We start from the raw sequence: 25,243 nt of genomic DNA on the forward strand, positions 1-25,243 counted from the left end.
CTCTGTCAGCCAGTCTCACTGCGGCGGGGCTGGAAGCCTGTCCACGAGCCATCTCTCTAGCGGATCAGTCCCTGCTCAGCCAGCCACTGGAACAGCAGGCGGGAGACCGGAGAGATGTCGTTCAGATGGCGGCTGTCCAGCCAGCGCAACTCGGCGATCTCCGCCGAGGCGGTGGGGCTGCCGTCAGCCTCCCCTGTGTAGCAACGCAGCCTGACTTGCACCCCTTGCGGCTTGCCGTCGGCCTGGGCGCTGAACTCGCAGGCGAGGCGCAGTGTCTCGGGTTTGAGGCTGACCGCCAGCTCCTCCGCTATCTCCCGCACCAGGGCCGCCTCGTCGCTCTCCCCCGGCTCACGCTTGCCGCCGGGGATGTAGTAGAGGGCCTTGCCGTGGGAGCGGGCACAGAGCAGTTGCCCCTCCTTGAAGGTGAGCCAGGCGAGTTTGTCGATCATGGGGCTGATTCCTCTTGTCGAAGGTGGGCTGACTGCTCGCACAGGGTGCGATAGGAGCGGGCTTCTCGCATCTCGGGGCAGAGCCCAAGCCGGGCGGCCAGCGCCAGCAACTGCTCCCGGTAAACGGGCAGCGCGGCCTCCTCGTCGGTCATGATGGCGAGCTCGGCAAAATCCCCTATCCCGGCCAGGCTGTCCAGGGTCAGGTGGAAGGGGCCAAGAAAGTAGATGCTGCGGCGTTTGTCGATGGTCAGCACCTGCTGGTAGCCCAGGGTGCGCACCATGCTGATGGCCTTGTCCGCATCCGTGATGTTGACCGCCTCGCAGCGATCGGGCCCGGGCCCCTTGACTATCCAGAGCCGGATGCCGGAGGGCGCCATGGTGCGGATCACCAGGCTCTTCTGCTCCCTCGCCAGGGCGCGGTCCGCCGTGTCGAAGTAGCAGTCCTGCTCATGATTGTCCGCCACCATCAGCTCGGGGTCGAGGGCCTCGAGGGCACGGAGGAAGGCCGCGCTATCCGTCAGGCGGTATTTGAACTCCACCTCGAAGCGACCCTGAAAATGTGTGGTCATGGCTCGGCACCGGCACCCAAACGGAAAATGAATAGGGCAGACTAGCAAAAGCGCGGGGCTCGCCCAAGCACCGGGATCACAGCTTGGCGCTGACTGCTCTCTTTATGACCATCTGGTGAGGGAAAATCCGCCCTGGTGCACAGCTTGCGGCCGGGCAACTGGGCGCCGCCAGGGGGCTGTGCTCTAATAAGCTCCCTCTTTGGCGGTAGCCCTGCCGCCCTGAACATAGACAACGAGGCGGCGGCCCGGGCCGCGCCAATGGAGCCACAGATGCAGATCACCAGATTGAACCGCTTTATCGGATTGGGGGTGGCGGGCAACTTCGCCGGCCATCTGGAGCAGGCAGGGGAGGCGGCGGACTTCGTCGCCGTCAAGGTCGCGGACAAGGTTGCCCCCAAGGCGCTGTTTCCCTTCTATGTGCCGTCACATCCGGGCCAGCTCGGCGTCTTCCCATTGAGCGGCGAGGCCATCTTCCTGCCAGAGGCGGCGGTGAGCGGCGACGAGAAGGTGCAAATCGAACCCGAGGTGGCGCTCTGGTGCGAGCTGGAGTACGCGGGGGAGCAGGTGGTGGCCATCCATCCCAAGGCGTTTGGCGCCTACAACGATTGCTCCATCCGTCGCCCCAACGCCAGAAAGATCAGCGAGAAGAAGAACTGGGGGGAGGAGAGCAAGGGGCTGGCGGCCACTCTGTTGCCCCTTAACCATTTTGCCCCGGGTTGCGAGCTCGACGACTATCGCATCGCCTGCTATCTGGAGCGCGATGGCGAGCTGCACCCCTATGGAGTTGACAGCGCGGCGGTGGATTACAGCTACTTCCATCAGCAGTTGCTCGACTGGGCCATCGACAAGTTCAACCATCAGCAGGATGAAGGTCCGGCCGAGCATATCCAGGGGCTGCTGGCCCAGGCGGGACGCCCGGCCCACGCACTCATCAGCATAGGCGCCACCCGCTACACCCCCTTCGGCGAGACGCACTTCCTCGCGCCCGGCGACACCTCCTGCGTGGTGGTCTACCCGGCCAGCCGTTACGGCGAAGCGGATATTCGCGAGGCGATCCGCAGCCGAACCTTTGGCCCGGATATTTCGGTGTTATTACAGGCGGTCAAGACCCGTTAATTCTTCGCCCTCCTTTGGTTACCCTGAGGGAGGGAATTGTTAGCTCATTACTTACATGGGACGCTATATGGCTGGTTATATACAAAGAATAAAAACAAAAATCCCATACTCAACGAGAGAGATTGATATCGATTTGCGAGGTAGGAATTTAATTCTGACTGGTGGAAATGGTTGTGGGAAAACTCAATTATTAAATTTTTTATACGAAGACCTTGTAAATAGTATTGTTGAAAAGCGAAATGATGACAAAGAAGAGTTGATTAGTACTATCAATCATTATGATGGTCTTTTAAACACAACAAGCAGATCTAATTCAAGTTATGATGGTTATTTATATACATACACCGAATTCAAAAGAAGATTGGAGCGGCTGAATAACAGTCCTTTTATTCTTTCAGGACTTGAAGGGTTTGTTATTCGTTATAGTGAGCAAAAGGCAATTCTCACTAAATTTGAGGCTACACGTCAAGCCAATATACAAGCATCACAGTCAGCAATTAGCAAAGATAGCTTGAAACAACAAGAGGCTAACTCCGGGAGGGGTAGCTCTACGGCTATATTGTTTGAACAATACTTGGTAAGTCATAAAACCTCACAGGCTTATGCTGAATCGGCCTCTATAGATAATGATCCTGACGAGGCCAATAAAATCAAGGCCTGGTTTGATAAATTGGAAATAGATTTAAAAGAGTTATTTGAAAATAATTCTCTCAGATTACATTTTGACTCGAAACTACAGGCCTTTTTTATACAACAAGATAATAAAGAACCATATCGTTTTCAGCAGCTATCATCTGGTTTTTCATCTATATTGTCAGTTTATGCTGATTTATTAACAAAAGTTGAGCTTAGATCTATTTCACCGAATGAAATTGATGGAGTGGTTTTCATTGATGAGATAGATGCACACTTACATGTGTCATTGCAGCGTAAAATTTTCTCATTTTTGAAAAATGCGTTTCCCAAAGTACAGTTTATCGTAACGACACACTCACCCTTCGTTGTGTCTTCTGTCGATGATGCAGTGATATACGATTTGTCCACTCTTGAACAAGTTGATGATCTTTCTATGTATTCTTATGAATCAATATTGGAAGGATTGTTTAATGTACTGCCCACCTCAGAGATCCTTAAAAATAAAATATTGAAAATAAATGAGTTGGCTATATCCGATGAGCCTGATGTTATTGAACTTGAGCACTTAGTAAAAAGTGTTAGCCAATACGAAGATAAACTGGATGAAGAGTCGGCTTATTTTTTGAAATCGGCCCGATTAGTGATAAATAAATCTAAAAACAAGGGGGCTTGATGTTTAATGTAAATAGACCAGTAGATGCCCCTGCATCGTTGCAAAACAGACGAAAATATGATGAAAAAGACGTTTACACTGCACTTGAAGAAATATTTTTTAATAAATGCTATTTATGTGAAACTAAAGAGCCACACGATATCAATGTCGAGCATTTTGATCCTCATATGGGAGATATAGAGAAAAAATTCGACTGGAATAATTTATATTTCGTCTGTAGCCGTTGTAATAACATTAAAGGTGATAGATATAACAATCTAGTTGACTGTTGTGATCCTCATCAGGATGTTTTTCGGGCAATAAAGCATTTGCCACCTAGGACTCCTCATGCCAAAATTGATGTAAAGGCTATAAACAATAATGTACGTTCTATAGAGACTGAAGAGATTTTAGATAAAATATTTAATAGTGAACACACAGTTAATAAAAAAGTATCATGTTCATTTTTACGCGTAAAAATATATAAACAATATAATTTTTTGCTAGATCAAATAAATGTTTACTATTCACCCGTATCAACAGTTGCAGATAAATATCAAGCAGTTGAAAGAATGAAGGTACTTATCAATAGATCAGCACCATACTCTGCTTTTATCAGGTGGTGCATTATAGAGGATTCAGAATTGGGCCCTTTATTACAAGAATTAATGGATTAAATGAAAGTATATAAGAGTGCCATAGCCGTAGGGTGTAATGAACCAAGTGAATTACACCACTAATTAAAACCACAAGCGGTGCAATGCGCTTTGCTTATTGGCACCCTACATGTGATGACACATTGCTTGGAAAATAAAGAATCGCCCTGAGGCGATTTTTTATTTTTAAGGATAAGCAACGGCAATATAACCGGGCAGCCTTGGGTCTTATTCTTCGGACCGGTTTTACTCTTCCGATGAAGTGTCCTGATAGTCGTCGCGCTGGGCCTTGGGCAGGCGGCGCATGGGGGTGAAGCCGATGTCTTCCCCCACGACCTCGCGCTTGCGGGCCGGAGCCGGCTTCTTGGGGCCGTCCCCTTTGGCCTTGCCCTTGGCCGCGGCCGGCTTGCCTTTGGCATTGTTGCTCTTGGCGTTGGCATGGCCGCGGGCACGGGGCGGGTTTTGCACCGGCTTGCTGCCTGGCAGGGTCTGGCGGCTCGGCTTGCCGCTCGGCTCGTACCCTTCCAGGATCTCCACTGTCAGGGATTGGCCGATCAGGGCCTCGATCTCCTTGAGCTGGCCCAGTTCGTCCTGGCTCACCAGGGAGATGGCCTCGCCGCCACGGCCGGCACGGCCGGTGCGGCCGATGCGGTGGATGTAATCCTCCGCCATCTGGGGCAGCTCGAAGTTGATCACGTGGGGCAGCTGATCGATGTCGAGGCCACGAGCGGCGATGTCGGTGGCGACCAGCACCCGCACCTTGCCCTCGCGAAAGTCGGCCAGCGCCCGGTTGCGGGCACCCTGGCTCTTGTCGCCGTGAATGGCGACGGTATTGAGGCCATCTTTTTGCATCTGCTGGGCGAGGCGGTCGGCGATCTGTTTGGTACGCACGAACACCAGCACCCGCTGCCAGTTGCCACGGCCGATCATGTGGGAGAGCATCTCGCGGCGGCGTTCCCGGTCGACCTGGATGACGCGCTGGGTCACCTGATCGGCGGCGGTATTGCTGGGATCCACCTCGATCAGGGTGGGGTCATTGAGCAGATCATCTGCCAGCGCCTTGATGTCATTCGAGAAGGTGGCGGAGAAGAGCAGGGTCTGACGCTCGTCTGGCAGCGCCTTCATGATGCGGCGAATGTCGGTGATGAAGCCCATGTCGAGCATTCTGTCCGCTTCATCCAGCACCAGCACTTCCAGGGCGCTCAGGGTGAGTGCCCCCTGGGTCAGCAGATCCAGCAGGCGGCCCGGGGTGGCGACCAGGATGTCGACCCCGAGCTTGATGGCGTCCAGGTTCGGCTTGATGCTGACGCCGCCATAGGCGATCAGGGTGCGGAACGGCAGATGATGGGCGTACTTGATGATGCTCTCGCCCACCTGGGCGGCGAGCTCCCGGGTCGGGGTCAGCACCAGGGCGCGGACCTGACGGCGGCCGCCACGGCCGTGGTTGGCCAGCAGACGGTGCAACATGGGCAGGGTGAAACCGGCGGTCTTGCCTGTGCCTGTCTGGGCGCCGCCCAGCACGTCCTGACCGGCCAGAATGGCCGGGATGGCTTGCTGCTGGATGGGGGTGGGTTGTTCGTAACCCAGCTCCTTGACGGCCCGCAGTATGTGCGGTGACAGACCCAGTTCATTGAATGACATGTTCGAGAGAAACTCCGAGCCTTGGGCTCAACGGGTGACGACAGCCTGGGCCCGTCACGACATGGAAGAAGGTGGGTAGCGGGTCAGGGCAGGGCCTGATCCCTTCAGGCCCGTCCCGCGGGCGCTACGACACGAAAAAGATAATGGGCGCGTAATATAGCAGAAGTGACGCAGGCACGCAGTAACGGCGTCACGAATGAGGACCCGGGACACAAAGGGGGCGCGCCGAGTCCGATGGGAGAGGGGCCATGGCCGTCCGTCGCCCGGGGGGCCCGGCTCACAGCAGCCCCTGGATGGCCCCCGCCAGATCCTCGGGTTTGGTCTGGGGGGCGAAGCGATCCACCACCCGGCCTTCCCGATCGAGCAGGAACTTGGTGAAGTTCCACTTGATGGCCTCGCTCCCGAGCAGCCCGGGCTTTTGCTGCTTGAGCCAGCGATAGAAGGGGTGGGCCTGCTCGCCGTTGACCTCGCACTTGGCCATCAGGGGGAAGCTCACCGGGTAATCCAGCGAGCAGAAGCGGGCTATCTCCTCGGCATCCCCGGGCTCCTGGTGGCCGAACTGATCGCAGGGGAAGCCGAGGATCACCAGCCCCGCCGGGCCAAACTGGCGATGAAGCGCCTCCAGCCCGGTGTATTGGGGGGTGAAGCCGCAGCGGCTGGCCACGTTGACCACCAGCAGGACCTTCCCTTGCAGGGCGTCACCGGGAAACTCGCTGCCATCGAGTCGTTGCAGGGGAATGGTGGGCAAGGGCATGGCGCTCTCCTGAGTCATGGATGCAGAGGGAGACCCGATTCGGGCCTTGTTTTCACGTTAGCGGGCCCGGGGCGGCGGGGCAAGGGGAAATCGGCGCCCGGGGCCGGGCCCTTATTGATGGCGGGACTTCTCAAGATAAGCAATCCGGTTTGTGCCAAGGGGGGGGAAGTCGCTACAAAGCGCACTCTCTCCACTCGCTGCGAGTCAATCTTGGACTATCAAGCCGTCATGGATGCCATTTACACCCGGGGATGGGTGATTGTGGATGATTTCTTAACCGCCTCCGAGGTGGATGCCTTGCGGGCCTGCCTGCCGGGGGAGTGGCAACCGGCGGGGATAGGGCGGGAGGGGTTGCATCAGGGCAATCCGGCGATCCGCCGTGATCAGATCCACTGGCTGGATCCCTCCCTGGGCGCCCCCGTGGCCGACTATCTGGCCCGCATGGAGTCCCTGCGTCTGGCGGCCAATCGTAACCTGATGCTGGGGCTGTTCGACTATGAGGCCCACTTCGCCCGCTACCGCAGCGGCGACTTCTATGCGACTCACCGCGACGCCTTTGCCGGGCGCTCCAACCGCCGCCTCACCTCGGTGTTCTACTTGAACAACGGCTGGCAGCCCCAGGCAGGCGGCGTGTTGCGGGTCTATGACAACGACGAGCAGTTTCTGATGGATGTCTCCCCCAAGGGAGGGCGGCTGGTGCTCTTCCTGTCGGAGGAATTTCCCCACGAGGTGCTGCCCGCGAGCGAGGAGCGCTACAGCATCGCCGGCTGGTTTCGGGTCAATGGCAATGGCGCCGGGCGGGTCGATCCCCCTCGCTGAGTCCGTTTCGTCCCGTTTTTGACACAGGCGCCTCTTTTTACGGGCCAGGATGGGTGGATGGCGGTCCCGTCGGCTGACAAGGCTTCCTCTCCCTTGCTACACTGGCCGCACCTATGTTCGTATCTGGCTTCGCCCGTTGTTTGGTGCGCAGGTCGCGCAGCCGGATTTTCCCCGGCCATGACGAAGCCGCTTCTCCCAAGGGATCACATCTAATGAAGAACATGCATGTCTTGCTGCTGTGCGGCGGCGGTGGCGCCGAGCACGAAGTCTCTTTGCGCAGTGCCAATTTCCTCGAACAACAGCTCGGTCTCCTGCCTGGGGTCGAAGTGACCCGGGTCGAGATGTTCGCCGACCGCTGGCTCAGTGCCGACGGCCGCGAGTGCAAGCTGGGGCTGGACAAGCTGCTCTCCTTTGACAGCGTGGCCCGTCCGGTGGACTACGTGGTGCCCTGCATCCACGGCTATCCGGGTGAGACCGGCGATCTGCAATCCTTCCTCGAGCTGGCGGGCCTGCCCTATCTGGGGTGCGATGCCGAGGCGAGCAAGATCTGCTTCAACAAGATCAGCACCAAGCTGTGGCTCTCCGCCATCGGCATCCCCAATACCCCCTATCTGTTCCTGACCGAGCAGAATGACGAGGCGCTCGCCGAGGCGAGAGCCGCGCTGGCCAAGTGGGGCAAGGTGTTTATCAAGGCGGCCTCGCAAGGGTCATCCGTGGGCTGCTACTCCGCCAGCAACGAAGCGGAACTGCTGCAGGGGATCAAGGACGCCTTCGGTTACTCCGAGCAGGTGCTGATCGAGAAGGCGGTCAAGCCCCGCGAGCTGGAAGTGGCGGTTTACCAGTACGGCGACGAGCTGGTGGCCACCTATCCCGGGGAGATCTGCGTGCCCCAGGACAAGTTCTACACCTATGAGGAGAAGTACAGCAGCGCCAGCCACACCGAGACGGCGCTCAAGGCAGAAGGTTTGACCCAGGCCCAGTCTGACGCTATTCACGCCTACTCCCTCAAGGCCTTCCGTCAGCTGAAGTTGACCCATCTGTCGCGCATCGACTTCTTCCTGACCGAGGATGGGGAGATACTGCTGAACGAGATCAACACCTTCCCGGGCATGACCTCCATCTCCATGTTCCCGAAACTGCTGGAGCATCACGGTCACAGCTTCGCTGCCTTCCTCGAGCAGAATCTGCGCCCCGCCTGAGGGTGCCGACAAGGTATATCAACAAGCGAGGGGCCCAAGGGCCCCTCTGTCGTTGTTGCGGTGTCGTCATGGTCCTCAGGGTTGCTGGCAATCCCCGGGAAAAGGGGTGAACAGCCAGATGTGTGTCCCTTGCGGATCGGCAATGAGCGCCAATGTAGCGCTGCCGTCATGGCCCTCAGGGTTGCTGGCAATCCCCGGGGAATAGAGTGAACAGCCAGATGTGCGCCCCTTGCGGATTGGCAATGAGCGCCAATGTCGCGCTGTCGTCATGACCCTCAGGGTTGCTGGCAATCCCCGGGGAAGGGAGTGAACAGCCAGATGTGTGCCCCTTGCGGATCGGCGATGAGCGCCATGCGCCCGACGGTGGGGATGTCCATGGCGGGCACCACCAGGCTGCCGCCATGCTGGGTCACCCTGGCCAGCCTGGCATCGACGTCATCCACCGCTATGTAGGTCGCCCAGTGGGGCGGCACGCCAGCCATCTGGGGGTTGCCCCGGGTGGACTGCACTCCGGCCACCGGTCGGCCGTTGACCACCAGCATGGGGTAGTTGCCCCCCTCCATCTCCATGAGCTGACTCTCCCAGCCGAGCACCTCGGCGTAGAAGCGGATCCCTGCCTCGCCGTCGGGCACATAGAGCTCGTGCCAGGTAAAGGTGGATCCTTCGGCCAGGGCGTGCTCCCTGGCCATGTCTGGTTCTGCCATCTTCTCCTCCTGTGTCCCATCGGCCTTCCCGTGCGTGGGATGATGGGATGAGGACCAAGTATAGAGCGGCGCGTTGGGCCTGGGCGTCTGGCTGGGCAGATGCCGCGCACCTTGCCCCCGGCAGACCCGCTCGCTACAATCTGCCCCCTTTTTCCCGCAGACCCTGTCGCCGAGCCGCGCCCCATGAAGCCCATCCCCGATCATGCCGTCAACCGCCTGCGCATCTGGCGCAAGAGCATCTCTACTCGTCCCTTTCTCGCCCGTGGTGGCAGCGTGCCCCGCTGCGAGGCCTGCCAGTTGCGTCATGCCTGGTGTGCCTGCGAGTGGCGCCCCGAGCTCAAGGCCGAGGCGGGCTTCTGCCTCTTGATGTATGACAGCGAACCCATGAAGCCGTCCAACACCGGCCGTCTCATCGCCGACGTCTTGCCCCAGACCACCTGGGCCTTTCTCTGGAAGCGCACCCAGCCCCATCCCGAGCTGCTGGCCCTGCTGGCGGATCCCGCCTGGCAGCCCTATGTGGTGTTCCCCGCCTGCGAGAAGAACCCGGCCCGGGTGACCGAGCGGGTTGCCCTGGCCCCTGGCAAGAAGCCGCTCTTCATCCTGCTGGACGGCACCTGGCCCGAAGCGCGCAAGATGTTCAACATGAGCCCCTATCTGGATGGCTTCCCCGTGCTGTCGGTGCGGCCGGACGCTCTCTCCACCTATGGCATGCGGGTCGCCCACTGCGATGAGCACCTGTGCACCGCCGAGGTGGCGGCCTGCGTGCTGGAAGTAGCCGGTGAGCTGCAGGCAGGCCAGGCGTTGCAACATTGGTTCAATCTGTTCAGCAGCCGCTATATGGCAGGCAGAGTGAGTCGGGCGCCCGGCGAGGACGAGACGCCGCTGTTGCAGGCCCTTGATGCGATCAAGGGGGAGGTTGCCGAGTCTGCCGCTGAGCGGGGCGAGGCAGCGCTGGCTTAACCCTGTTCAGCAGCCGCTATATGGCGGGCCGGGTCAGCTGGGCTCCCGGCGAGGACGAGACGCCGCTGTTGCAGGCCCTGGAGGCGATCAAGGGGGAGGGCGCTCGACTGGCTGACCCTCTCCTACAGGGATCGGACGCCGCCTGAGCCACTGGGGTAGACTGATGAAAATCAGGAATCAGTTGGCTGCCATTGTTTCGTTAGCCTCATGAGCCCGCCCCCGTTAGGATAGCGACCTGCATTGTGCTCAAACAGGACACCTGGGGTTGCCGCGGGTGCCGCATCACACGAGGTTTATGGATGGAACTGGAACTGCTCACCCTGGTTGCCCTGTTCGGGGTCGCCCTCATCGCCGGCTTTATCGACGCCATCGCCGGGGGCGGCGGCCTGCTGACGGTGCCGGCCCTGCTTGCCACCGGCATGCCGCCCGCCTTGGTGCTCGGCACCAACAAGCTGCAGAGCAGTTTCGGCTCCTTCTCCGCCACCTGGTTCTATGCCCGCAAGGGGCTCTTGGAGTGGGCCATCATCTGGCCGGCGGTCATCTGCACCTTCATCGGGGCGGCCATCGGCACCCTGGCGGTGCAGACCATAGACGCCGCCATCCTGGAGCGCCTCCTGCCCTTCCTGCTGATGGCGTTCGCCTGCTACTTCTATTTCTCCCCCAGGGTGAGCGATGCGGAGAGCCAGCGCCGTCTCACCCCCATGCTGTTCGCTCTGCTGGTGGGGGGCGGGGTCGGTTTCTATGACGGCTTCTTCGGCCCCGGCACCGGCTCCTTCTTCGCCATCGGCTTCGTGGCCCTGGCAGGCTTTGGCATGGCCAGAGCCACTGCCCACACCAAGCTGCTCAACTTCACCTCCAACATCGCCTCCCTGCTGTTCTTTGCCCTCGGCGGCAAGGTGGTGTGGAGCGTGGGCTTCTGCATGGCGCTGGGCCAGTTCATCGGGGCCCGTTTCGGTTCCAAACTGGTGCTGAAGAAGGGGGTGAAGCTCATCAAGCCGCTGCTGGTGACCGTCTCCCTGCTGATGTCCGCCAAGCTGGTGTGGAGTCAGTACCCCGAGCTGTTCAGCTGGCTCGTCTGAGTCATTTCTAGCCTTGGCTCACCCGGGCGAAGTGGGCCCGGATCGCCTCGACCAGGCGCTGGATCCGCGCCCGCTTGAGGCTGCTCGGCCGATAGACCAGGTGCAGCGGGCGCGCCAGCCCAGGCAGGGCGCGCGCCCGTTTCCCCTGATCCCCCACCAGGGCCAGCAGACCGGCCGGCAGCAGCACCGGGCCTATGCCCGCCTTGGCCAGCTCGATCAGCGCCAGGTAGGAGTCGAGCTCCATGGCCGGCACCAGCCCGAGCGCGGCCAGGGGATCCCGCAGATAGCGATTGGAGGGGTTATCCAGATCCATGGTCAGGATCTTGCACAGCGTCTCCTGCACCGGGCTTCTCTCCTCCAGATCTTTTTGTGTCAATGGCTTGCCATTCGCCCTGTCTGGCGAGGCAACCCTGTGATCCGGCTGCGCCGCCACCTCCTGATCGTCCCCCACCAGATAGAAGGGCTCCTCCAGCAGTAGCTCGGCACAGAGGCCGTGGCCGGGGGGCAGGCGACCGGCGCAGATGCCGAGCAGGGCATCGCCACCGCGCACCCGCGTCAGGATCACCGGGGTGTGGTGAGTGGAGAGGGCCAGGTGGGGATCCCGGCCAAGGTAGTCGTGCATGAAGCGGGCGAGGTAGCCCGCCAGCAGGGTCTCGGAGCAGGCGACGGGCAGGGGGGTCTGGTCGGTGAGGGTCTGGCTGTCCGCCAGCACCCCCTTCATCTCCGCCAGGCTCGGGGCCACCCGGGCGAGCAGCTCCCGGGCCTGGGGGGTGAGGCGAGTCTGGCGGCCATCCGGCTCGATGAGCCGCTTGCCAAGGCGCTGCTCCAGCTGGGTGATGCGCTTGCTCACCGCCGACTGGCTGATATAGAGGCGGCTCGCGACCTTGGCCATGGTGCCCTCGCTCGCCAGCAGGCAGAGTGTCTCCAGCCCTTCCAGTAACATGCTTCCTCCGTTCAACCTCTGTTGGGAGGGGTTACCTTAGGGGCTGCTGGCATCAGGGGCAAGTCCCGTCTGTCGCCCGTGACAGCGGCCAGCGCCACCTCTTGACGGGCGGGGCGAAGATCACCAGGTTGCCGACCAGGCTCACCACCACACCGACGATGGAGACCGTCTGCCAGACGAAGCCCTCATAGAGGGTGGAGAGGCTCAGCGCCACCAGGGGAAACAGCACTGTGGCATAGGCCGCCTTGCTGGCGCCGATGCGCCCCACCAGGGTGAGGTAGGCGGTGAAGGCGATGACGGAGCCGAAGATGGCCAGATAGACCATGGCCGCCAGGTAGCGGGGCTCGGTCGGCAGGGTCAGGGACTGACCCAGCACCATGACCCAGCCCAGCAGCAGCGCCACCCCGTACACCATGCCCCAGGGCACCATCTGCAACACCTGATAGCCCTGGCGCTGGCCGCGAGCCGAGACAAGGTTCCCGAGGGAGAAACAGAGGGTGCCGCCGCAGGCAAACAGCAAGCCCTTCCAGCCGTTTGCACCCAGTTGCGCATCCGCCAGCACGGGCCAGAACAGCAGCAGTGTGCCCATGAGCCCCAGCAGCGACCCCTGCAACCAGCGAAGGCCCGGGCGCTTGCCCTCGAACAGCCAGAGGTTGAGGCCGTTGAAGATGCTGGCGCTGGCGAAGATCACCGCCGACAGGCCGCTCGGTATATAGAGGGTGGCGTGGTAGAAGCAGAGAAAGTTGGTGGAGAAGAGCAGGGCGCCGAGCAGGGCCGCATAACGCTGACCCGCCCAGGGCAGGCGCGGGAACTTGCCGCTTAACGTGAGCAGGGCAAAGAGCGCCAGCGCCGCCAGGGCGAAGCGGTAGAGCACAGAGACCTCGATGGGAATGGGGCCGAGCTGCCAGGCGATGGCGATCCAGGTGCTGCCCCAGATGAGGACGGTGGAAACATACAGCAGGAGGTTCATAAACGGATCCGATGAAAAGGGGAGTGACATGGGGATCAGCATGGGCCTGATGGCCCCCCCTGGCTTGCACCATCTTGCGGTTTTTTGTGGCCGGCAGCAGCGCTCGGCGAGCCGCCGCGATAAGATGTCGGCACGGGAACAAGGATGAGGCAGACAGGTGCAGCAGAGACGACAGGCGGGGGTGTTCGATGCCCTGGTCAGCACGGGGGCGCGGCTGGAGGACTCCTGCTGGCTGGAGCCCGGGCTCGGGGTGGCCAGCTGGCGCAACCGCTACGATCAGACCCGCTACCACAAGCCGGGTCACCACACCATCAGCGTCTATCTGCAGGGGGGCGAGCAGACCGAGCGCCTCGACGGTCCCGGCGGCCACGGTGGCACCGGCAAGGTGTGCATCATGCCGGATCACCACAGATCCGAATGGCTGGTGCGCGAGGAGTTTCGTTTCTTCCACCTCTACTTCACCCCTGAGCACCTCTGCCGCATCGCCGAACAGGTGTGCGACAAGGAGGGGCGCCATCTGGTGTTGCAGGACAAGACCTTCATCGAGGATCCCCAGGCCGCAGCCCTGGTGCAGGTACAGCTGATGAAGCTGGACTGGCAGCACGGGGTCGATCGCATGGCGCTCTCCCACGGCGCCTGGATGCTGATGCTCCATGCCTATCGTCACCATACCCGTGAGGCGCCGGGGCTCCCCGAGGTGCGGGGCGGCCTGGCCCCCGCGGTGATCCGGCGGGTGCAGGAGTATCTGCTGGCCCACCTGGCCGAGCCCGTCACCTTGAGCGAACTCGCCCGGGAGGCGGGCCTGAGCGAATATCACTTCGCCCGCATGTTCGGCCAGAGCCTGGGTTGCCCGCCCCATCGCTACCTGCAGGGGCTCAGGCTTCAGCGGGCCAAGCAGTTGCTGGCGGGAAGCGATCCCCTGGCCAGCATCGCCGCCCAGTGCGGTTTCTCCTCCCAGGCCCATTTTGGCAATCGCTTTCGAGAGGCCTTCGGCCTGAGCCCGGGACAGTGGCGCGCCCAATTGTCATTCTCCTGTCACAGATAACGCTGAGACTCTGGGCAAAAGAGGTGTACCCTCTACCACTTACCCATAAAAAGGAATGCCCATTGAATCATCGCAAACGTCAGACCCGCACCCGCCACCTCTGGTTCAGCCACTGGAATGCCCCTCAGGACCGCGCCTGCCTGCCCACCCCTCCCGAACCCGTAGTGCCTCACAGTTCCCGCTGAAAACCCCAAGACCCGATAGGATTTTCCCGGCAACTTTGCCACTATTGCGCCATCAGGATGTACTGGATATGGCCGCATGTTTCTGGAACGCATTGAAGTCAAAGGTTTTCGCGGGATAAATCGGCTCTCGCTCGGGCTGGATCACACCACTGTTCTCATCGGTGAGAATGCCTGGGGCAAGTCCAGCCTGCTGCGTGCCCTCTGGTGCCTGCTGGGGGATGCCGAACCCTATCAATTCAGTCGCGATGATTTCCATCAGCCCGAAGACCCCGAGCTGAGCCCATCGCGCACCCTGCAACTGGTACTCACCTTCAGCGAGTACCGCCCCCAGATGTGCCAGCACTCCCGCCGATTGGCGCGCCTTGGCGCGGCCTGGATCCCCCACAGGGACAAGTTCCACCGTATTCACTATCGCGCCAGTGCCGAACTGCTGGACGATGGCAGCGTGCAGAGCACCCATGACTTTCTCGACGGCATCGGCAAGAGCCTGGCCATCGACAACAACGAGGAGCTGGTGCGCCTGCTCATCACCATGAACCCCGTGTTCCGGCTGCGGGATGCCCGTACCGCCCGCGACGGCATAGAGCGGCTGCCCTGGGACGATCTCTCCGAGCAGCGGCTCGGGGAGCTCGCCGGCAAGCTGACCGACGAGCCCCAGCGCATCGGCGAGCCCGAGCTCAAAGAGGCGCTGCAGGCGGTGCAGCAGTTGATGGAGCACTACTTCAGTGCCCTGGCCCCCATCAAGCACAAGCCCCGTAGCCAGCGGGAAATAGTCAATCGCCCCATGACCCTGCGCAACCCCGGCAACTTGCAGGTGCTGCTGCGCAGCGCCGACAACCGGGCCCTGCAACTGGCCATGGCAGGCATGGCCGCCATGCTGCTCCATGCCCGCGGCAACCGGGAGCTGGAGGAGGGGGCCAGGCCCATTTTGATGCTGGAAGATCCCGAGAGCCGCCTGCACCCCACCATGCTGGCGCTGGCCTGGGGCCTGCTCGAGCAGTTGCCCGGCCAGAAGCTGCTCACCACCAACTCGGGGGATCTGCTCTCTTCCCTGCCACTCAACCAGGTGCGCCGCCTGGTGCGCCGCCAGCATGACATCCTCTGCCATCAGCTGGGGGGGGAGCGCTACAGCAGCGACGACTTGCGCAAAATTGCCTTCCACGTGCGGATCAACAGGCCCATGTCTATGTTTGCCCGCTGCTGGTTGTTGGTGGAGGGGGAGACCGAGATCTGGCTGCTCTCCGAGCTCGCCCAGATCTGCGGCTACAGCCTGCGGGCGGAAGGGGTGCGCATCATAGAGTTCGCCCAGTGTGGCCAGGCCCCCCTCATCAAGGTGGCCCGCGACTTTGGCATAGAGTGGCACCTGCTCACCGACGGCGACGAGGCGGGCGCCAAGTACGCGAGTTCTGCTCGCTCCCTGCTCAAGGGGGAGCGGGAGCGGGACAGGATCACCCAGTTGCCGGCTGCGGACATAGAGCACTACCTCTACCACAACGGATTCGAGGCGGTGTTTCGGCGCGAGGCCGGGGTAGGGGGGCGCTCCACCCTCAACGCCGGGCGCATCATCTCCAAGGCCATCCATCACCGCAGCAAGCCCGGCCTGGCCCTGGCCGTGGTGGAGGAGGCGGAGCGCCTTGGCAGCGAACACATTCCCCCCATGCTCAAGCAGATGTTCGCGCGGGTGGTCGCCCTGGCCCGAGGCCAGAGCTAGTCTCGCAGGCGTTGGGGATGGGGGCGGGTTTGGGTATACTCGCCCCTCGTTTTTGTTGCCGGGGCCCCTTGGCCCTGTCCTCTGTTTGCTGCCGGAGACCCTATGTTCGTCCAACTTCCTTTTTGGCTCTTTTCCCTGACCGGTCTGATGGCCCTGGGGGCCCTGATCGCGCTCGGAATCGTCCTGTGGCGCGGGGATCTCTGCCCGGGCCAGCGCTCGCGGATCACCAACCAGCTTTTCTCCATCTGGGTGATCACCGGCCTCTCCCTGATGCTGGGGATAGAAGCCGGGGTGACCGGCTGGCTGATTTGGTGCGGGGGCGCCGCCCTTATCCTGGGGATAGTGCTGTCCCTGGCCCAGTCCCGCCTCGAGGGCAAGCGCGCCATTCCCGCCAGCCTGCTGTGGCTGCCTGCCATGCCGCTCGCCCTCTATGGCCTGGGCCTGCTGCAGATCCAGGGTTGGCTGAACGGGGCACTGCAGATGGTGCTGCTGGGCTCGGCCTTCGCACATTTGATGCTGCTGCGTGCCCGCCACCGTCTGCAGGCCTTCAACCTGCTGCTGCCGCTGGCGGGGCTGCTGGCCGCCATGCTGAGCCTGATCTGGCTGGCGGTGCTGGTGAGTGGGCAGGACAATGGCGCCGGGCTAGATGCCCTGATCCCCGGGGTGCTGACCCAGGCGGGCTTGCTCATCGCCGCCCTGCTGCTCTGGTTCAGCCCAATCTACCGGCAGCAGGAGACGGCCCCCGTGGTGCTGTCCGTGACCCTGTGCGGTCTCATCATCGCCCAGATAGCGGCGACCAGCGTGCTGCACCAGCTGGCCTGAGCCGCCCCAGGGCAAGCCAGGGAGTAAGCCCGCGCCTGTGACAGGCGCGGGCTTTTTCATACATAGAGAGGGGGGAATGGCACGCCGGATCCGACAGCGCAACCAGGCTGGCGAGGGCCTGAGCGGCAAGGGGAGCGCCTAGCTGATTGAAAAAACTACGGTTTGTTGCAAAAGAACACAGCATCTGATGGTTTAATCCCCTGGTAAACTTTTTTTAGGATAATTACTTGCAATCTCAGCGTTGGAGCCTATTATTGGCCACCTCAGACGCGGGGTGGAGCAGCTCGGTAGCTCGTCGGGCTCATAACCCGAAGGTCGTCGGTTCAAATCCGGCCCCCGCAACCATCTGAGTGTCGACATCGACAACACCCATTGGGTGACAGCTGATGAAGACGATTCGAACTGGCTACTGCTCGGCCACTTCGGAAAAAATACGGACGCGGGGTGGAGCAGCTCGGTAGCTCGTCGGGCTCATAACCCGAAGGTCGTCAGTTCAAATCTGGCCCCCGCAACCAACTATTTGTGCTCATGGCGCGGTTTTGCATCGCAGTGATGAGGCGAAGACGCAAGATGCTACTGCTCGGCAGCTTGCGGGAAAGGTCCGGCAACGGACACACAATTCGGACGCGGGGTGGAGCAGCTCGGTAGCTCGTCGGGCTCATAACCCGAAGGTCGTCAGTTCAAATCTGGCCCCCGCAACCAACTATTTGTCCTCATGGCGCGGTCTTGCATCGCAGCGATGAGGCGAAGACGCAAGATGCTACTGCTCGGCAGCTTGCGGGAAAGGTCCGGCAACGGACACACAATTCGGACGCGGGGTGGAGCAGCTCGGTAGCTCGTCGGGCTCATAACCCGAAGGTCGTCAGTTCAAATCTGGCCCCCGCAACCAACTGTTTTTTCTCATGGCGCGGTCTTGCATCGCAGCGATGAGGCGAAGACGCAAGATGCTACTGCTCGGCAGCTTGCGGGAAAGGTTCGGCAACGGACACACAATTCGGACGCGGGGTGGAGCAGCTCGGTAGCTCGTCGGGCTCATAACCCGAAGGTCGTCAGTTCAAATCTGGCCCCCGCAACCAACTATTTGTCCTCATGGCGCGGTCTTGCATCGCAGCGATGAGGCGAAGACGCAAGGTGCCACTGCTCGGCAGCTTGCGGGAAAGGTCCGGCAACGGACACACAATTCGGACGCGGGGTGGAGCAGCTCGGTAGCTCGTCGGGCTCATAACCCGAAGGTCGTCAGTTCAAATCTGGCCCCCGCAACCAACTATTTGTGCTCATGGCGCGGTCTTGCATCGCAGCGATGAGGCGAAGACGCAAGGTGCTACTGCTCGGCAGCTTGCGGGAAAGGTCCGGCAACGGACACACAATTCGGACGCGGGGTGGAGCAGCTCGGTAGCTCGTCGGGCTCATAACCCGAAGGTCGTCGGTTCAAATCCGGCCCCCGCAACCAACTTATTCTCTTTTCCCCTTCTCTATATCCATCTCGACTCTCCTGTCTATGGTCCTGATCCAGCACATTAATTTATGTGGTGGCGATCCTTTTTCCCATTTGTTCGGTATCATTCTGGCTTCTGTTCATGGATGAGGCCTCTCCCTGTGATGCACGCTTTCAACTACCTTGCCCCCAAGATAACCATGCAGACCAGCACCCTGAACGAGGTGATGGCGAGCGACATTCCCGTCAAACTGCTGCTGGTCGCCGAGACCGGGCGCGACGCCCTGCTGGCGCAACCGGCCTTTGCCGGGGTGGCGGCTCAGATAGCCCTGGGTCTGCCTGCTCCCTACCGGCTGGCGGATGGCCAGGGCCTGCAGCTGGTGCTCTTCGTGGACTCGGCGCCGGTGCTGGATCACCGGCTCTACAAGCAGATCCGCACCTGGACCGCACCCCTTGCGGGTCTCAAGGTGGCGCAGCTGGCGCTGCACCTGGAGGGCTTCGATGAGGCGCCCCGGGCGCTGCTTGCCGAGCTGGTGCTCGCCACCCTGCTGGCGGCCAATGTGCCGTTGCCCACCCAGAAGCGCGCCGACGAGGCGCCCATCGGCTATCAGAGCCTGACACTGTCTCCCCCCTGCATCCTGGATCTGGCTCGCATCGAGGCCGAGGCTCAGGGCAACGGCCTGGCCCGTCACCTGGCCGTGCTGCCCGCCTCCGAGCTGAGCGCCGGCAGCTACCGTGCCTTCGCGCGGCAGCTGGCGCAGGCGGAGGGCTGGCAATGGGAGGAGTTCGATGAGGCGGCCCTCGCCAAGCTCGGCGCCGGCGCCTTCCTGGCGGTGGCCAGGGGCTCTGAGGACAACCAGGCCGCCATCGTCAGACTCAGCTATTGCCCGGCCAATCCGGTGCGTCGCATCGCGCTGGTGGGCAAGGGGATCTGTCACGACTCCGGGGGCTATAACCTGAAAGTCGGTGGCAGCATGTACGGCATGCACCTGGACATGGGGGGTAGCGCTGTGGCGCTCGGAACCCTGCATGCCATCAGCCGGGCCAAGTTGCCCTACGAGGTACACTGCTGGCTCGCCATCGCCGAGAACCACATAGGCCCCCGTGCCTACCGACCGGGGGAGGTGGTAACCGCCCTCAATGGCACCACCATAGAGGTGGTGGACACGGACGCCGAGGGGCGCATGGTGCTGGCGGATGCCCTGGCGCTGGCGGCCAAAGGGGAGCCCGATCTGCTGATCGACTATGCGACCCTGACCGGCGCCTGCAAGCGGGCGCTCGGCAGCCGTTACAGCGGCGCCTTCACCAATCGCCCCGACTGGCTTCCCGAGCTGATACGCCTGGGGCAGCAGAGCGGTGAACGCATCTGGCCCTTCCCGCTGGACGAGGATTTCGATGACAACCTCGATAGCGAGTGGGCCGATCTGTTACAGTGCGCGCCGGGAACCTCGCCGGATCACATCGACGCCGCCCGCTTCCTCAGCCGCTTCGTGCCCGGGCAGACACCCTGGTTGCACCTCGACCTGAGCGGTTTTCGCAACAAGGGGGGTAACGGCGTGGTCGGCAGCGAAGTGACCGGGTTTGGCGTCAGGCTGTCGCTGACGCTGCTCGCCAGCCCGCTCGGGATGGCCGAGCCCGCCACATGAATCGCCAAGTACAACCAATGAGGACAAGCGTGAAACAAGCAAGCTATGACTGGGTGCTGTTCGATCTGGACGAGACCCTGCTCGATTTCCCGGTCGCGAAGGCACTGGAGCGCACCCTGCAGATCTATGGCGTGACGCCGACGCCCCCCAGAATGGCGGCCTATCACGAGCTGAACCACAGGCTGTGGCAGCAATACAACTCAGGCGAGATAGACGCTACCTGGCTGCAGCAGACCCGTTTTTCGATGTTTGCCGAACAGGTGGACGTGGCACCCATGGCGATGAATGACACCTTCCTGCAGCAGATCATCGCCCTGAGCATGCCGCTGGAGGGGGTGGAGGAGACCCTGCTGGCCCTGAAGAGCCGGGTCAGGATGGGGATCATCACCAATGGTTTCAGCCTGCCCCAGCGCGGTCGTCTCGACAAGCTGGGCTGGAATGAGTGGTTTGAGCCCCTCGTTATCTCCGACGAGGTGCAGGTGACCAAGCCGGCCGCCGCCATCTTCCAGCATGCCCTGGATCTGATGGGGCAACCGAGCCCGGCGCGAGTGCTGATGGTGGGGGACAACCCCAAGACCGACATCGCCGGTGCCGCCGCCCAGGGGCTGGCGACCTGCTGGTACAACCCGGCCCGCCAGCAGGGGCCCTGCGAGGCGACTCACGAGATCCATCACTTCGCCCACCTCTCTGACATAGTGCTGGGATGCTGAGCCCGGCGCTAAGCGGATCCGTAAAGACACAAAAGGCAGCCCTCGGGCTGCCTTTTTTCATCGGTGGCGTTCTCAGGTGCCGAGGCGGCTGAGCAGCCAGGCTTCGAGCAGGGCGACGCCGGGGGCCAGTACGGCCTCGTCGAAGTCGAACTCCGGATGGTGATGAGGCGCAGCCAGATTGGCTCCCAGGATCAGGTAGGCGGCCTGGCCGCCATTTTGCTGCACCCGCTCGATGAGAAAACCGGCATCCTCGCTGGCACCGAAACGGCGGCTGTGGATGGTCTCGAGCTTGAGCGCCTCGGCCAGGGGCACTATCTCCTCGAGCAGGGCCGGGCTGTTCTCTATGCCGATGGCTTCCCCCTGCTTGCGAATGAGGTAGCTGGCCCCCTGCATCATGGCGGCCCCTTCCACTATCTGCTGCACCTGGCCAAACATGTAGTCGTTAAGCGCCGGGGTGGCGCCCCGGGTCTCTCCCTGCAGGCGGGCGTGACCCGGGATCACGTTGCGACCGCTGCCCCCATTGAGCTGGCCTATGTTGATGCGGGTCATGCCGTCCCGGTGGCGGGCAATGCCGAGCATGGCGGTGGTGGCCATGCAGGCCGCCGCCAGGGCGTTGCTGCCGGCGTTGGGCTCAAGCCCCGCGTGGGCGGCGCGCCCCATAAATTCCACGTCAAATTTTGTTGAACAGAGAAACTCGGTGGGGTTGACCACCAGCTCGCCGCTGTTGGCATGAATGCCGATGTGCAGCGCCAGCAGGGCATCCACGTCATCGAGCTGACCGCCTGCCGCCAGCGCCTTGCCGCCGCGACACCCCTCTTCGGCAGGCTGGAAGAACAGCTTGATGCGGCCGTTGAGCCGCTCGGCCAGGGCGCTGATCCGCTCGGCCAGCACCAGCCCGATGGCGGTGTGGCCGTCGTGGGCGCAGGCGTGCATCCAGCCCGGGTTGGCGGAGTGCCAACCCTCCTGGCAGGGCTGGTGCGCCGGCTCCCGACTCTCTTCCACCTCTACCGCATCGATGTCGAAGCGAAAGCCCAGGGTGGGGCCGGGGCGGCCGCTGTCCCAGACCCCCATCACACCGGTGATCTCGTCGATGCGGGCCAGCCAGTCGGGGTGGGCCCCCTGACGCAGGGCTCGCTCCTTCTGGGCCGCGACGTCGATCTCCCGTCCCATGATGAGGTTGCTGGCCAGCAGCTTGTCCCCCAGCATGACGGAAAAACCGAGTTCGGAAAGGTGATGGGCGATGAGGGCACTGGTGCGAAATTCACACCAGGCGGCTTCGGGGAGACGGTGAAGGTCACGGCGCCAGTGGCGCAGAGCATCCTGAGTCATGGTGATTCCTGCATGGCAAATCCAGCGGACATTGTGACGGTCAGGGGGGCAAGAGTAAATCCCGCACAGACAGATGCAGCAAGGGGAGCACTGAGGCTCCCCTTGCAAGAACGGCGATCATGACGCCCAGGTCGTTTAATGCTCACAGATAGCCAATAAGTCCTGATTGACATCCTGTTCTTGCACAAAGCTTCAAAAAACCACCTTTGCGGCTGTTTTTTTGGCCTGGTGGCGCTATCAAGACCCAGGGCAAGCCGCTTGCTGACCGATTAACCGCCTTAGAGCTGTGCCAGCGAGACGGCAACCAGAGTGAAAAACACGGTAAAAACGGCGGTAACAACGAACTCTTTCATTATTTTGTCTCCCTTGGCTGACTGATGATGGGACCAAGATACCACAATGACAGGGGATAACAATGAAAAATGTATTTATATGACCAATTTCACTTGGTGGTGATGTAGTGCCATGTTTTTGTAATTTTGTGGCTGTTTTATCGTCTTGTCATGGGGAGATCAATTTCATGCATGTCATGGATGCCATTATTTCTTTTATATACAGATAGTTACTGTTTATCGTTTGTGTTTTTTGATGGGTTTTGTACGAAGCTCTTTTAATGATCTTCAACTTTTGTGACGGAAAATGGCCGGTTGGTGCGCCTGAAAGTGTCGCCAATGATGGCTTGGCTCACAGGTAGTGTCATTTCCCTTGTCTCATCACATTTATCTGCCCGTCGTGGAGGAAGCCCAGTGGGGGCGGTGCTTTATCGTCACTACCTCCCGGCTGAATTTCAATTCAGAGAGGAAAACAGGGCAAAACAGCAGGCATTCGGCAGGAGAAAGACCCGCAGCACCGCCCGCCAAGCCGCTCTTTTTGGACATTATTGGCTACAGGTGCGAGCCTGCATCCAAGGGTGCACAGAGACAGGTTCCCGGCATTGGGCTGCTTGTTGTCAGAGGGCGCAAGGGGCTGGGCGAGAGGCGCCCTGAGAAGCACTAAGGTCGGGGGCGTGCGGGTTCCTGGCTGAGCAAGCCTATGGCCGAAGTGCGGGTAGGAGTGCAGGAAAGGCGAGGGGAGTGAGGGAGGGGTGAAAAGACATAGAGGTGAAAAGAGAGTACGGAACGCAATAGCGCGCCTATATCCCCACCTTATCTGGCAGAAACGCAACGGGGTGTGGATTGGCAGGCTGGCTCACGGACGGGGCAGGAGGGCGGTGGCCCCTGTCTGCCAGCAGACGGCGTTGATGACAACCGGCAGGCATGAAAAAACCCTCCGATGGAGGGTTTTTGTCACAACAACCTGTGAAGCGCCAGGGGGCTTAGAACAGGGTGGTGGAGAGATCGTACAGCTCCTGATCGAAGGGGCGCTTGAGGTTCTCGATGCAGTCGATGATGTCGTGGTGCACCATCTCGTTGCCCTGGATACCGACGCAGCGGCCACCCTGACCGGCCAGCAGCTGTTCGACGGCGAAGGCACCCATGCGGCTGGACATGATGCGATCGCGAGCGGTCGGCGAGCCGCCACGCTGGATGTGGCCCAGAATGGTGGCGCGGGTTTCGCGGCCTGTCATGGCTTCGATGTCCTTGGCCAGGGCGTTGACGTCGGTGACGTGCTCACAGATGGTGATGATGGCGTGCTTCTTGCCTTTGGCTTCGCCTTCCTTGATCTGTTGCAGCAGCTTCTCTTTGTCAAAAGCCACTTCCGGCACTATCACGTACTCGGCGCCACCGGCAACGGCGGCGGACATGGCCAGATCGCCACAGTGGCGGCCCATGATCTCGACCACCGAGATGCGGTGGTGGGAGCTGCAGGTGTCACGCAGACGGTCGATGGCGTCGACGACCACGTTCAGGGCGGTGTCAAAACCGATGGTGAAGTCGGTGCCGGCGATGTCGTTGTCGATGGTGCCCGGCAGACCTATGCAGGGGAAACCCTCTTCGGTCAGCTTCTTGGCGCCCATGTAAGAGCCGTCACCGCCGATCACCACCAGGGCGTCGATGCCGTGTTTCTTCAGGTTCTCGATCGCTTCGGCGCGAACTTTCGGGTCCTTGAAGGCGGGGAAACGGGCGGAACCCAGGAAGGTACCGCCGCGGTTGACCACGTCGGAGACGCTGTGGCGCTCGAGCTTGACGATCCTGTCCTGATGCAGACCGAGGTAGCCATCATAGATGCCGTAGACTTCCAGGCCATGATGCAGACCGGCGCGCACCACGGCGCGGATGGCTGCGTTCATACCCGGTGCGTCACCACCACTGGTCAAAACACCAATACGTTTGATTTGTTTGGTCATGAGTGCCTCTGGATCTGAGTTGTCGAATATCAATATCTGAAAATGGGGCCAGCCGTTTTTACTATATCGGCTTTCCTATGGAAGAAGGGGACCCATAGGAAAGCGATATCAAGAGAGGGGCCAGGCCCCTCTCTTGCGTCACTTACTGGGCGGCGCCAGCGATGATCTGGGAGAAGTCGTCCACTTTCAGGGACGCACCACCCACCAGGCCACCGTCGATGTCCGGCTGACCGAACAGATCGGCAGCGGTCGCGCCAGTCACGGAGCCACCGTACAGGATCTGTACCTTGGCAGCCACGGCTGCATCGAAACCGGCCAGGTACTGACGGATGTGAGCGTGAACGGATTGCGCGATTTCCGGGGTGGCAGTCTTGCCGGTGCCGATGGCCCATACAGGCTCGTAAGCCACGACGGCGTTCTCGAAGGAGGCGATGCCGCAACGGTCGATGACGGCTTTGAGCTGGGTCTCAACCACGTTCTTGGTCACACCGGCTTCGAACTGCTCCAGGGTCTCACCGATGCACAGAACCGGCACCAGGCCGCCTTTCTGGATGGCTTCGTACTTGGCAGCTACCACGTCGTCGGTCTCTGCGTGCAGGGTGCGACGCTCGCTGTGGCCGACCAGGGAGTAGGTGCAACCGAAGGCTTTGAGCATGGAGGGGGCGTTCTCGCCGGTGAAGGCGCCGGACTCGTGAACGTCGGCGTTCTGGGCACCGTAAGCAATCTTGCTGCCAGCGGTCAGCTGTTCAACCAGACCCAAAAAGATAACCGGCGGGCAGACGGCCACTTGCACGGAAGGATGAGCGGCAGCAGCCGGGGTCAGTCCTTTGATCAGAGCTTCGACAGAAGCTTTGGTGCCGTTCAGTTTCCAGTTACCCATTACCAGGTGCTGTCTCATCTTCTCAATCTCCTAGGCATTTGATTGC

Annotated in this window: 23 protein-coding genes and 7 tRNA genes; 20 read left to right on the forward strand and 10 right to left on the reverse strand. The window is 61.1% G+C overall.

The genetic code is table 11. From position 1 onward, the window contains the following. Positions 1-56 precede the first annotated feature (56 nt). Positions 57-449: an NUDIX domain-containing protein gene (locus WIR04_RS09680; protein ID WP_338892228.1), complete on the reverse strand. Its 393-nt coding sequence runs from the start codon at positions 447-449 to the stop codon at positions 57-59. Beyond that, on the reverse strand, positions 446-1,018 hold the full coding sequence (locus WIR04_RS09685) for a class IV adenylate cyclase (protein WP_338892230.1): 573 nt from the start codon (positions 1,016-1,018) through the stop codon (positions 446-448). Before WIR04_RS09685 ends, WIR04_RS09680 begins: the two co-directional genes overlap by 4 nt. Positions 1,019-1,288: 270 nt before the next feature. Between WIR04_RS09685 and WIR04_RS09690 the strand changes: the two genes are divergently transcribed. From WIR04_RS09690 to WIR04_RS09700, 3 genes are all read left to right on the forward strand, one after another. Continuing rightward, positions 1,289-2,134, forward strand: coding sequence for a DUF5718 family protein (locus WIR04_RS09690; RefSeq protein WP_338892232.1), 846 nt, complete (start codon positions 1,289-1,291; stop codon positions 2,132-2,134). 67 nt (positions 2,135-2,201) lie between these two features. Next, positions 2,202-3,443, forward strand: a complete 1,242-nt coding sequence (locus tag WIR04_RS09695) for an AAA family ATPase (protein WP_338892234.1) — start codon at positions 2,202-2,204, stop codon at positions 3,441-3,443. After that, complete coding sequence (locus tag WIR04_RS09700) at positions 3,443-4,099, forward strand: HNH endonuclease (protein ID WP_338892236.1); 657 nt, start codon at positions 3,443-3,445, stop codon at positions 4,097-4,099. Before WIR04_RS09695 ends, WIR04_RS09700 begins: the two co-directional genes overlap by 1 nt. Positions 4,100-4,324: 225 nt before the next feature. Here WIR04_RS09700 and WIR04_RS09705 read toward each other — a convergent pair whose 3' ends face one another. Both WIR04_RS09705 and WIR04_RS09710 read right to left on the reverse strand, forming a co-directional pair. Beyond that, positions 4,325-5,719 (reverse strand): DEAD/DEAH box helicase, encoded by a 1,395-nt coding sequence (locus WIR04_RS09705; RefSeq protein WP_338892238.1) that lies wholly within the window; start codon positions 5,717-5,719, stop codon positions 4,325-4,327. Positions 5,720-5,996: 277 nt separating this feature from the next. Then, positions 5,997-6,473: a glutathione peroxidase gene (locus WIR04_RS09710; RefSeq protein WP_338892240.1), complete on the reverse strand. Its 477-nt coding sequence runs from the start codon at positions 6,471-6,473 to the stop codon at positions 5,997-5,999. 210 nt (positions 6,474-6,683) lie between these two features. Between WIR04_RS09710 and WIR04_RS09715 the strand changes: the two genes are divergently transcribed. Together WIR04_RS09715 and WIR04_RS09720 are read left to right on the forward strand one after the other, a co-directional pair. Continuing rightward, a complete protein-coding gene (locus tag WIR04_RS09715) occupies positions 6,684-7,292 on the forward strand; it encodes a 2OG-Fe(II) oxygenase (RefSeq protein WP_213345061.1) in 609 nt (202 codons plus the stop codon). A gap of 212 nt (positions 7,293-7,504) precedes the next feature. Then, positions 7,505-8,491, forward strand: a complete 987-nt coding sequence (locus tag WIR04_RS09720; protein WP_025327093.1) for a D-alanine--D-alanine ligase — start codon at positions 7,505-7,507, stop codon at positions 8,489-8,491. A 275-nt stretch (positions 8,492-8,766) separates the two neighbouring features. On the opposite strand, the gene WIR04_RS09725 is transcribed toward WIR04_RS09720, so the two are convergent. Then, a complete protein-coding gene (locus WIR04_RS09725; RefSeq protein WP_025327092.1) occupies positions 8,767-9,195 on the reverse strand; it encodes a VOC family protein in 429 nt (142 codons plus the stop codon). Positions 9,196-9,378: 183 nt separating this feature from the next. On the opposite strand from WIR04_RS09725, the gene WIR04_RS09730 reads away from it, so the two are divergent. Then, the gene (locus WIR04_RS09730) at positions 9,379-10,155 is read left to right on the forward strand and encodes a tRNA-uridine aminocarboxypropyltransferase (protein WP_338892244.1); all 777 of its coding nucleotides are present in this window, start codon (positions 9,379-9,381) and stop codon (positions 10,153-10,155) included. Between the two features lie 299 nt (positions 10,156-10,454). Continuing rightward, complete coding sequence (locus tag WIR04_RS09735; protein WP_307764672.1) at positions 10,455-11,234, forward strand: TSUP family transporter; 780 nt, start codon at positions 10,455-10,457, stop codon at positions 11,232-11,234. A 7-nt stretch (positions 11,235-11,241) separates the two neighbouring features. Here WIR04_RS09735 and WIR04_RS09740 read toward each other — a convergent pair whose 3' ends face one another. Then, positions 11,242-12,177: a LysR family transcriptional regulator gene (locus tag WIR04_RS09740; RefSeq protein WP_338892246.1), complete on the reverse strand. Its 936-nt coding sequence runs from the start codon at positions 12,175-12,177 to the stop codon at positions 11,242-11,244. A gap of 52 nt (positions 12,178-12,229) precedes the next feature. Then, positions 12,230-13,147: a DMT family transporter gene (locus WIR04_RS09745; protein ID WP_338892248.1), complete on the reverse strand. Its 918-nt coding sequence runs from the start codon at positions 13,145-13,147 to the stop codon at positions 12,230-12,232. Between the two features lie 157 nt (positions 13,148-13,304). On the opposite strand from WIR04_RS09745, the gene WIR04_RS09750 reads away from it, so the two are divergent. The 13 genes from WIR04_RS09750 to yjjG all read left to right on the forward strand — a co-directional run bounded on the left by WIR04_RS09750 (position 13,305) and on the right by yjjG (position 20,701). Then, on the forward strand, positions 13,305-14,192 hold the full coding sequence (locus tag WIR04_RS09750) for a helix-turn-helix domain-containing protein (protein WP_202045831.1): 888 nt from the start codon (positions 13,305-13,307) through the stop codon (positions 14,190-14,192). A 62-nt stretch (positions 14,193-14,254) separates the two neighbouring features. Next, positions 14,255-14,377 carry a hypothetical protein gene (locus tag WIR04_RS09755; protein ID WP_262110571.1) on the forward strand — a complete coding sequence of 41 codons (123 nt, stop codon included), beginning with the start codon at positions 14,255-14,257 and terminating at the stop codon, positions 14,375-14,377. A 76-nt stretch (positions 14,378-14,453) separates the two neighbouring features. Continuing rightward, positions 14,454-16,088 (forward strand): ATP-dependent endonuclease, encoded by a 1,635-nt coding sequence (locus tag WIR04_RS09760; protein WP_307764668.1) that lies wholly within the window; start codon positions 14,454-14,456, stop codon positions 16,086-16,088. A 102-nt stretch (positions 16,089-16,190) separates the two neighbouring features. Beyond that, positions 16,191-16,910, forward strand: coding sequence for a hypothetical protein (locus WIR04_RS09765; protein WP_163137907.1), 720 nt, complete (start codon positions 16,191-16,193; stop codon positions 16,908-16,910). Positions 16,911-17,178: 268 nt separating this feature from the next. After that, a tRNA-Met gene (locus tag WIR04_RS09770) sits at positions 17,179-17,255 on the forward strand. Between the two features lie 93 nt (positions 17,256-17,348). Next, positions 17,349-17,425: transfer RNA gene (locus tag WIR04_RS09775), tRNA-Met, on the forward strand. 110 nt (positions 17,426-17,535) lie between these two features. Next, positions 17,536-17,612, forward strand: a tRNA-Met gene (locus WIR04_RS09780). A 110-nt stretch (positions 17,613-17,722) separates the two neighbouring features. Next, positions 17,723-17,799, forward strand: a tRNA-Met gene (locus WIR04_RS09785). A gap of 110 nt (positions 17,800-17,909) precedes the next feature. Beyond that, positions 17,910-17,986: transfer RNA gene (locus WIR04_RS09790), tRNA-Met, on the forward strand. A gap of 110 nt (positions 17,987-18,096) precedes the next feature. Then, positions 18,097-18,173 (forward strand) — tRNA-Met (locus tag WIR04_RS09795). A 110-nt stretch (positions 18,174-18,283) separates the two neighbouring features. Further along, a tRNA-Met gene (locus WIR04_RS09800) sits at positions 18,284-18,360 on the forward strand. Between the two features lie 146 nt (positions 18,361-18,506). Further along, positions 18,507-19,991, forward strand: a complete 1,485-nt coding sequence (locus WIR04_RS09805; protein ID WP_338892256.1) for a leucyl aminopeptidase family protein — start codon at positions 18,507-18,509, stop codon at positions 19,989-19,991. A 29-nt stretch (positions 19,992-20,020) separates the two neighbouring features. Then, entirely contained in the window at positions 20,021-20,701 is a 681-nt protein-coding gene (gene yjjG, locus WIR04_RS09810; protein ID WP_338892258.1) for a pyrimidine 5'-nucleotidase, read from the forward strand. Positions 20,702-20,773: 72 nt separating this feature from the next. Here the strand turns inward: yjjG and WIR04_RS09815 are convergent, their stop codons facing one another. The 3 genes from WIR04_RS09815 to tpiA form a co-directional block, all read right to left on the reverse strand. Then, on the reverse strand, positions 20,774-22,030 hold the full coding sequence (locus WIR04_RS09815; protein WP_338892260.1) for an amidohydrolase: 1,257 nt from the start codon (positions 22,028-22,030) through the stop codon (positions 20,774-20,776). Positions 22,031-23,345: 1,315 nt separating this feature from the next. After that, a complete protein-coding gene (pfkA, locus tag WIR04_RS09820; protein ID WP_005326082.1) occupies positions 23,346-24,317 on the reverse strand; it encodes a 6-phosphofructokinase in 972 nt (323 codons plus the stop codon). Positions 24,318-24,459: 142 nt separating this feature from the next. Continuing rightward, positions 24,460-25,215 (reverse strand): triose-phosphate isomerase, encoded by a 756-nt coding sequence (gene tpiA / locus WIR04_RS09825; RefSeq protein ID WP_111911896.1) that lies wholly within the window; start codon positions 25,213-25,215, stop codon positions 24,460-24,462. Positions 25,216-25,243 lie beyond the last annotated feature (28 nt).

This window comes from Aeromonas rivipollensis, from assembly GCF_037811135.1.
In the GTDB taxonomy this organism is placed as follows: Bacteria; Pseudomonadota; Gammaproteobacteria; order Enterobacterales; family Aeromonadaceae; genus Aeromonas; species Aeromonas rivipollensis.

Bases quoted from the DNA above. Each gene is read 5' to 3' on its own strand.
- WIR04_RS09680 (WP_338892228.1), bottom strand. From the start codon at position 449: ATGATCGACAAACTCGCCTGGCTCACCTTCAAGGAGGGGCAACTGCTC.
- WIR04_RS09685 (WP_338892230.1), bottom strand. From the start codon at position 1,018: ATGACCACACATTTTCAGGGTCGCTTCGAGGTGGAGTTCAAATACCGC.
- WIR04_RS09690 (WP_338892232.1), top strand. From the start codon at position 1,289: ATGCAGATCACCAGATTGAACCGCTTTATCGGATTGGGGGTGGCGGGC.
- WIR04_RS09695 (WP_338892234.1), top strand. From the start codon at position 2,202: ATGGCTGGTTATATACAAAGAATAAAAACAAAAATCCCATACTCAACG.
- WIR04_RS09700 (WP_338892236.1), top strand. From the start codon at position 3,443: ATGTTTAATGTAAATAGACCAGTAGATGCCCCTGCATCGTTGCAAAAC.
- WIR04_RS09705 (WP_338892238.1), bottom strand. From the start codon at position 5,719: ATGTCATTCAATGAACTGGGTCTGTCACCGCACATACTGCGGGCCGTC.
- WIR04_RS09710 (WP_338892240.1), bottom strand. From the start codon at position 6,473: ATGCCCTTGCCCACCATTCCCCTGCAACGACTCGATGGCAGCGAGTTT.
- WIR04_RS09720 (WP_025327093.1), top strand. From the start codon at position 7,505: ATGAAGAACATGCATGTCTTGCTGCTGTGCGGCGGCGGTGGCGCCGAG.
- WIR04_RS09725 (WP_025327092.1), bottom strand. From the start codon at position 9,195: ATGGCAGAACCAGACATGGCCAGGGAGCACGCCCTGGCCGAAGGATCC.
- WIR04_RS09730 (WP_338892244.1), top strand. From the start codon at position 9,379: ATGAAGCCCATCCCCGATCATGCCGTCAACCGCCTGCGCATCTGGCGC.
- WIR04_RS09735 (WP_307764672.1), top strand. From the start codon at position 10,455: ATGGAACTGGAACTGCTCACCCTGGTTGCCCTGTTCGGGGTCGCCCTC.
- WIR04_RS09740 (WP_338892246.1), bottom strand. From the start codon at position 12,177: ATGTTACTGGAAGGGCTGGAGACACTCTGCCTGCTGGCGAGCGAGGGC.
- WIR04_RS09745 (WP_338892248.1), bottom strand. From the start codon at position 13,147: ATGAACCTCCTGCTGTATGTTTCCACCGTCCTCATCTGGGGCAGCACC.
- WIR04_RS09760 (WP_307764668.1), top strand. From the start codon at position 14,454: ATGTTTCTGGAACGCATTGAAGTCAAAGGTTTTCGCGGGATAAATCGG.
- WIR04_RS09765 (WP_163137907.1), top strand. From the start codon at position 16,191: ATGTTCGTCCAACTTCCTTTTTGGCTCTTTTCCCTGACCGGTCTGATG.
- WIR04_RS09815 (WP_338892260.1), bottom strand. From the start codon at position 22,030: ATGACTCAGGATGCTCTGCGCCACTGGCGCCGTGACCTTCACCGTCTC.
- pfkA (WP_005326082.1), bottom strand. From the start codon at position 24,317: ATGACCAAACAAATCAAACGTATTGGTGTTTTGACCAGTGGTGGTGAC.
- tpiA (WP_111911896.1), bottom strand. From the start codon at position 25,215: ATGAGACAGCACCTGGTAATGGGTAACTGGAAACTGAACGGCACCAAA.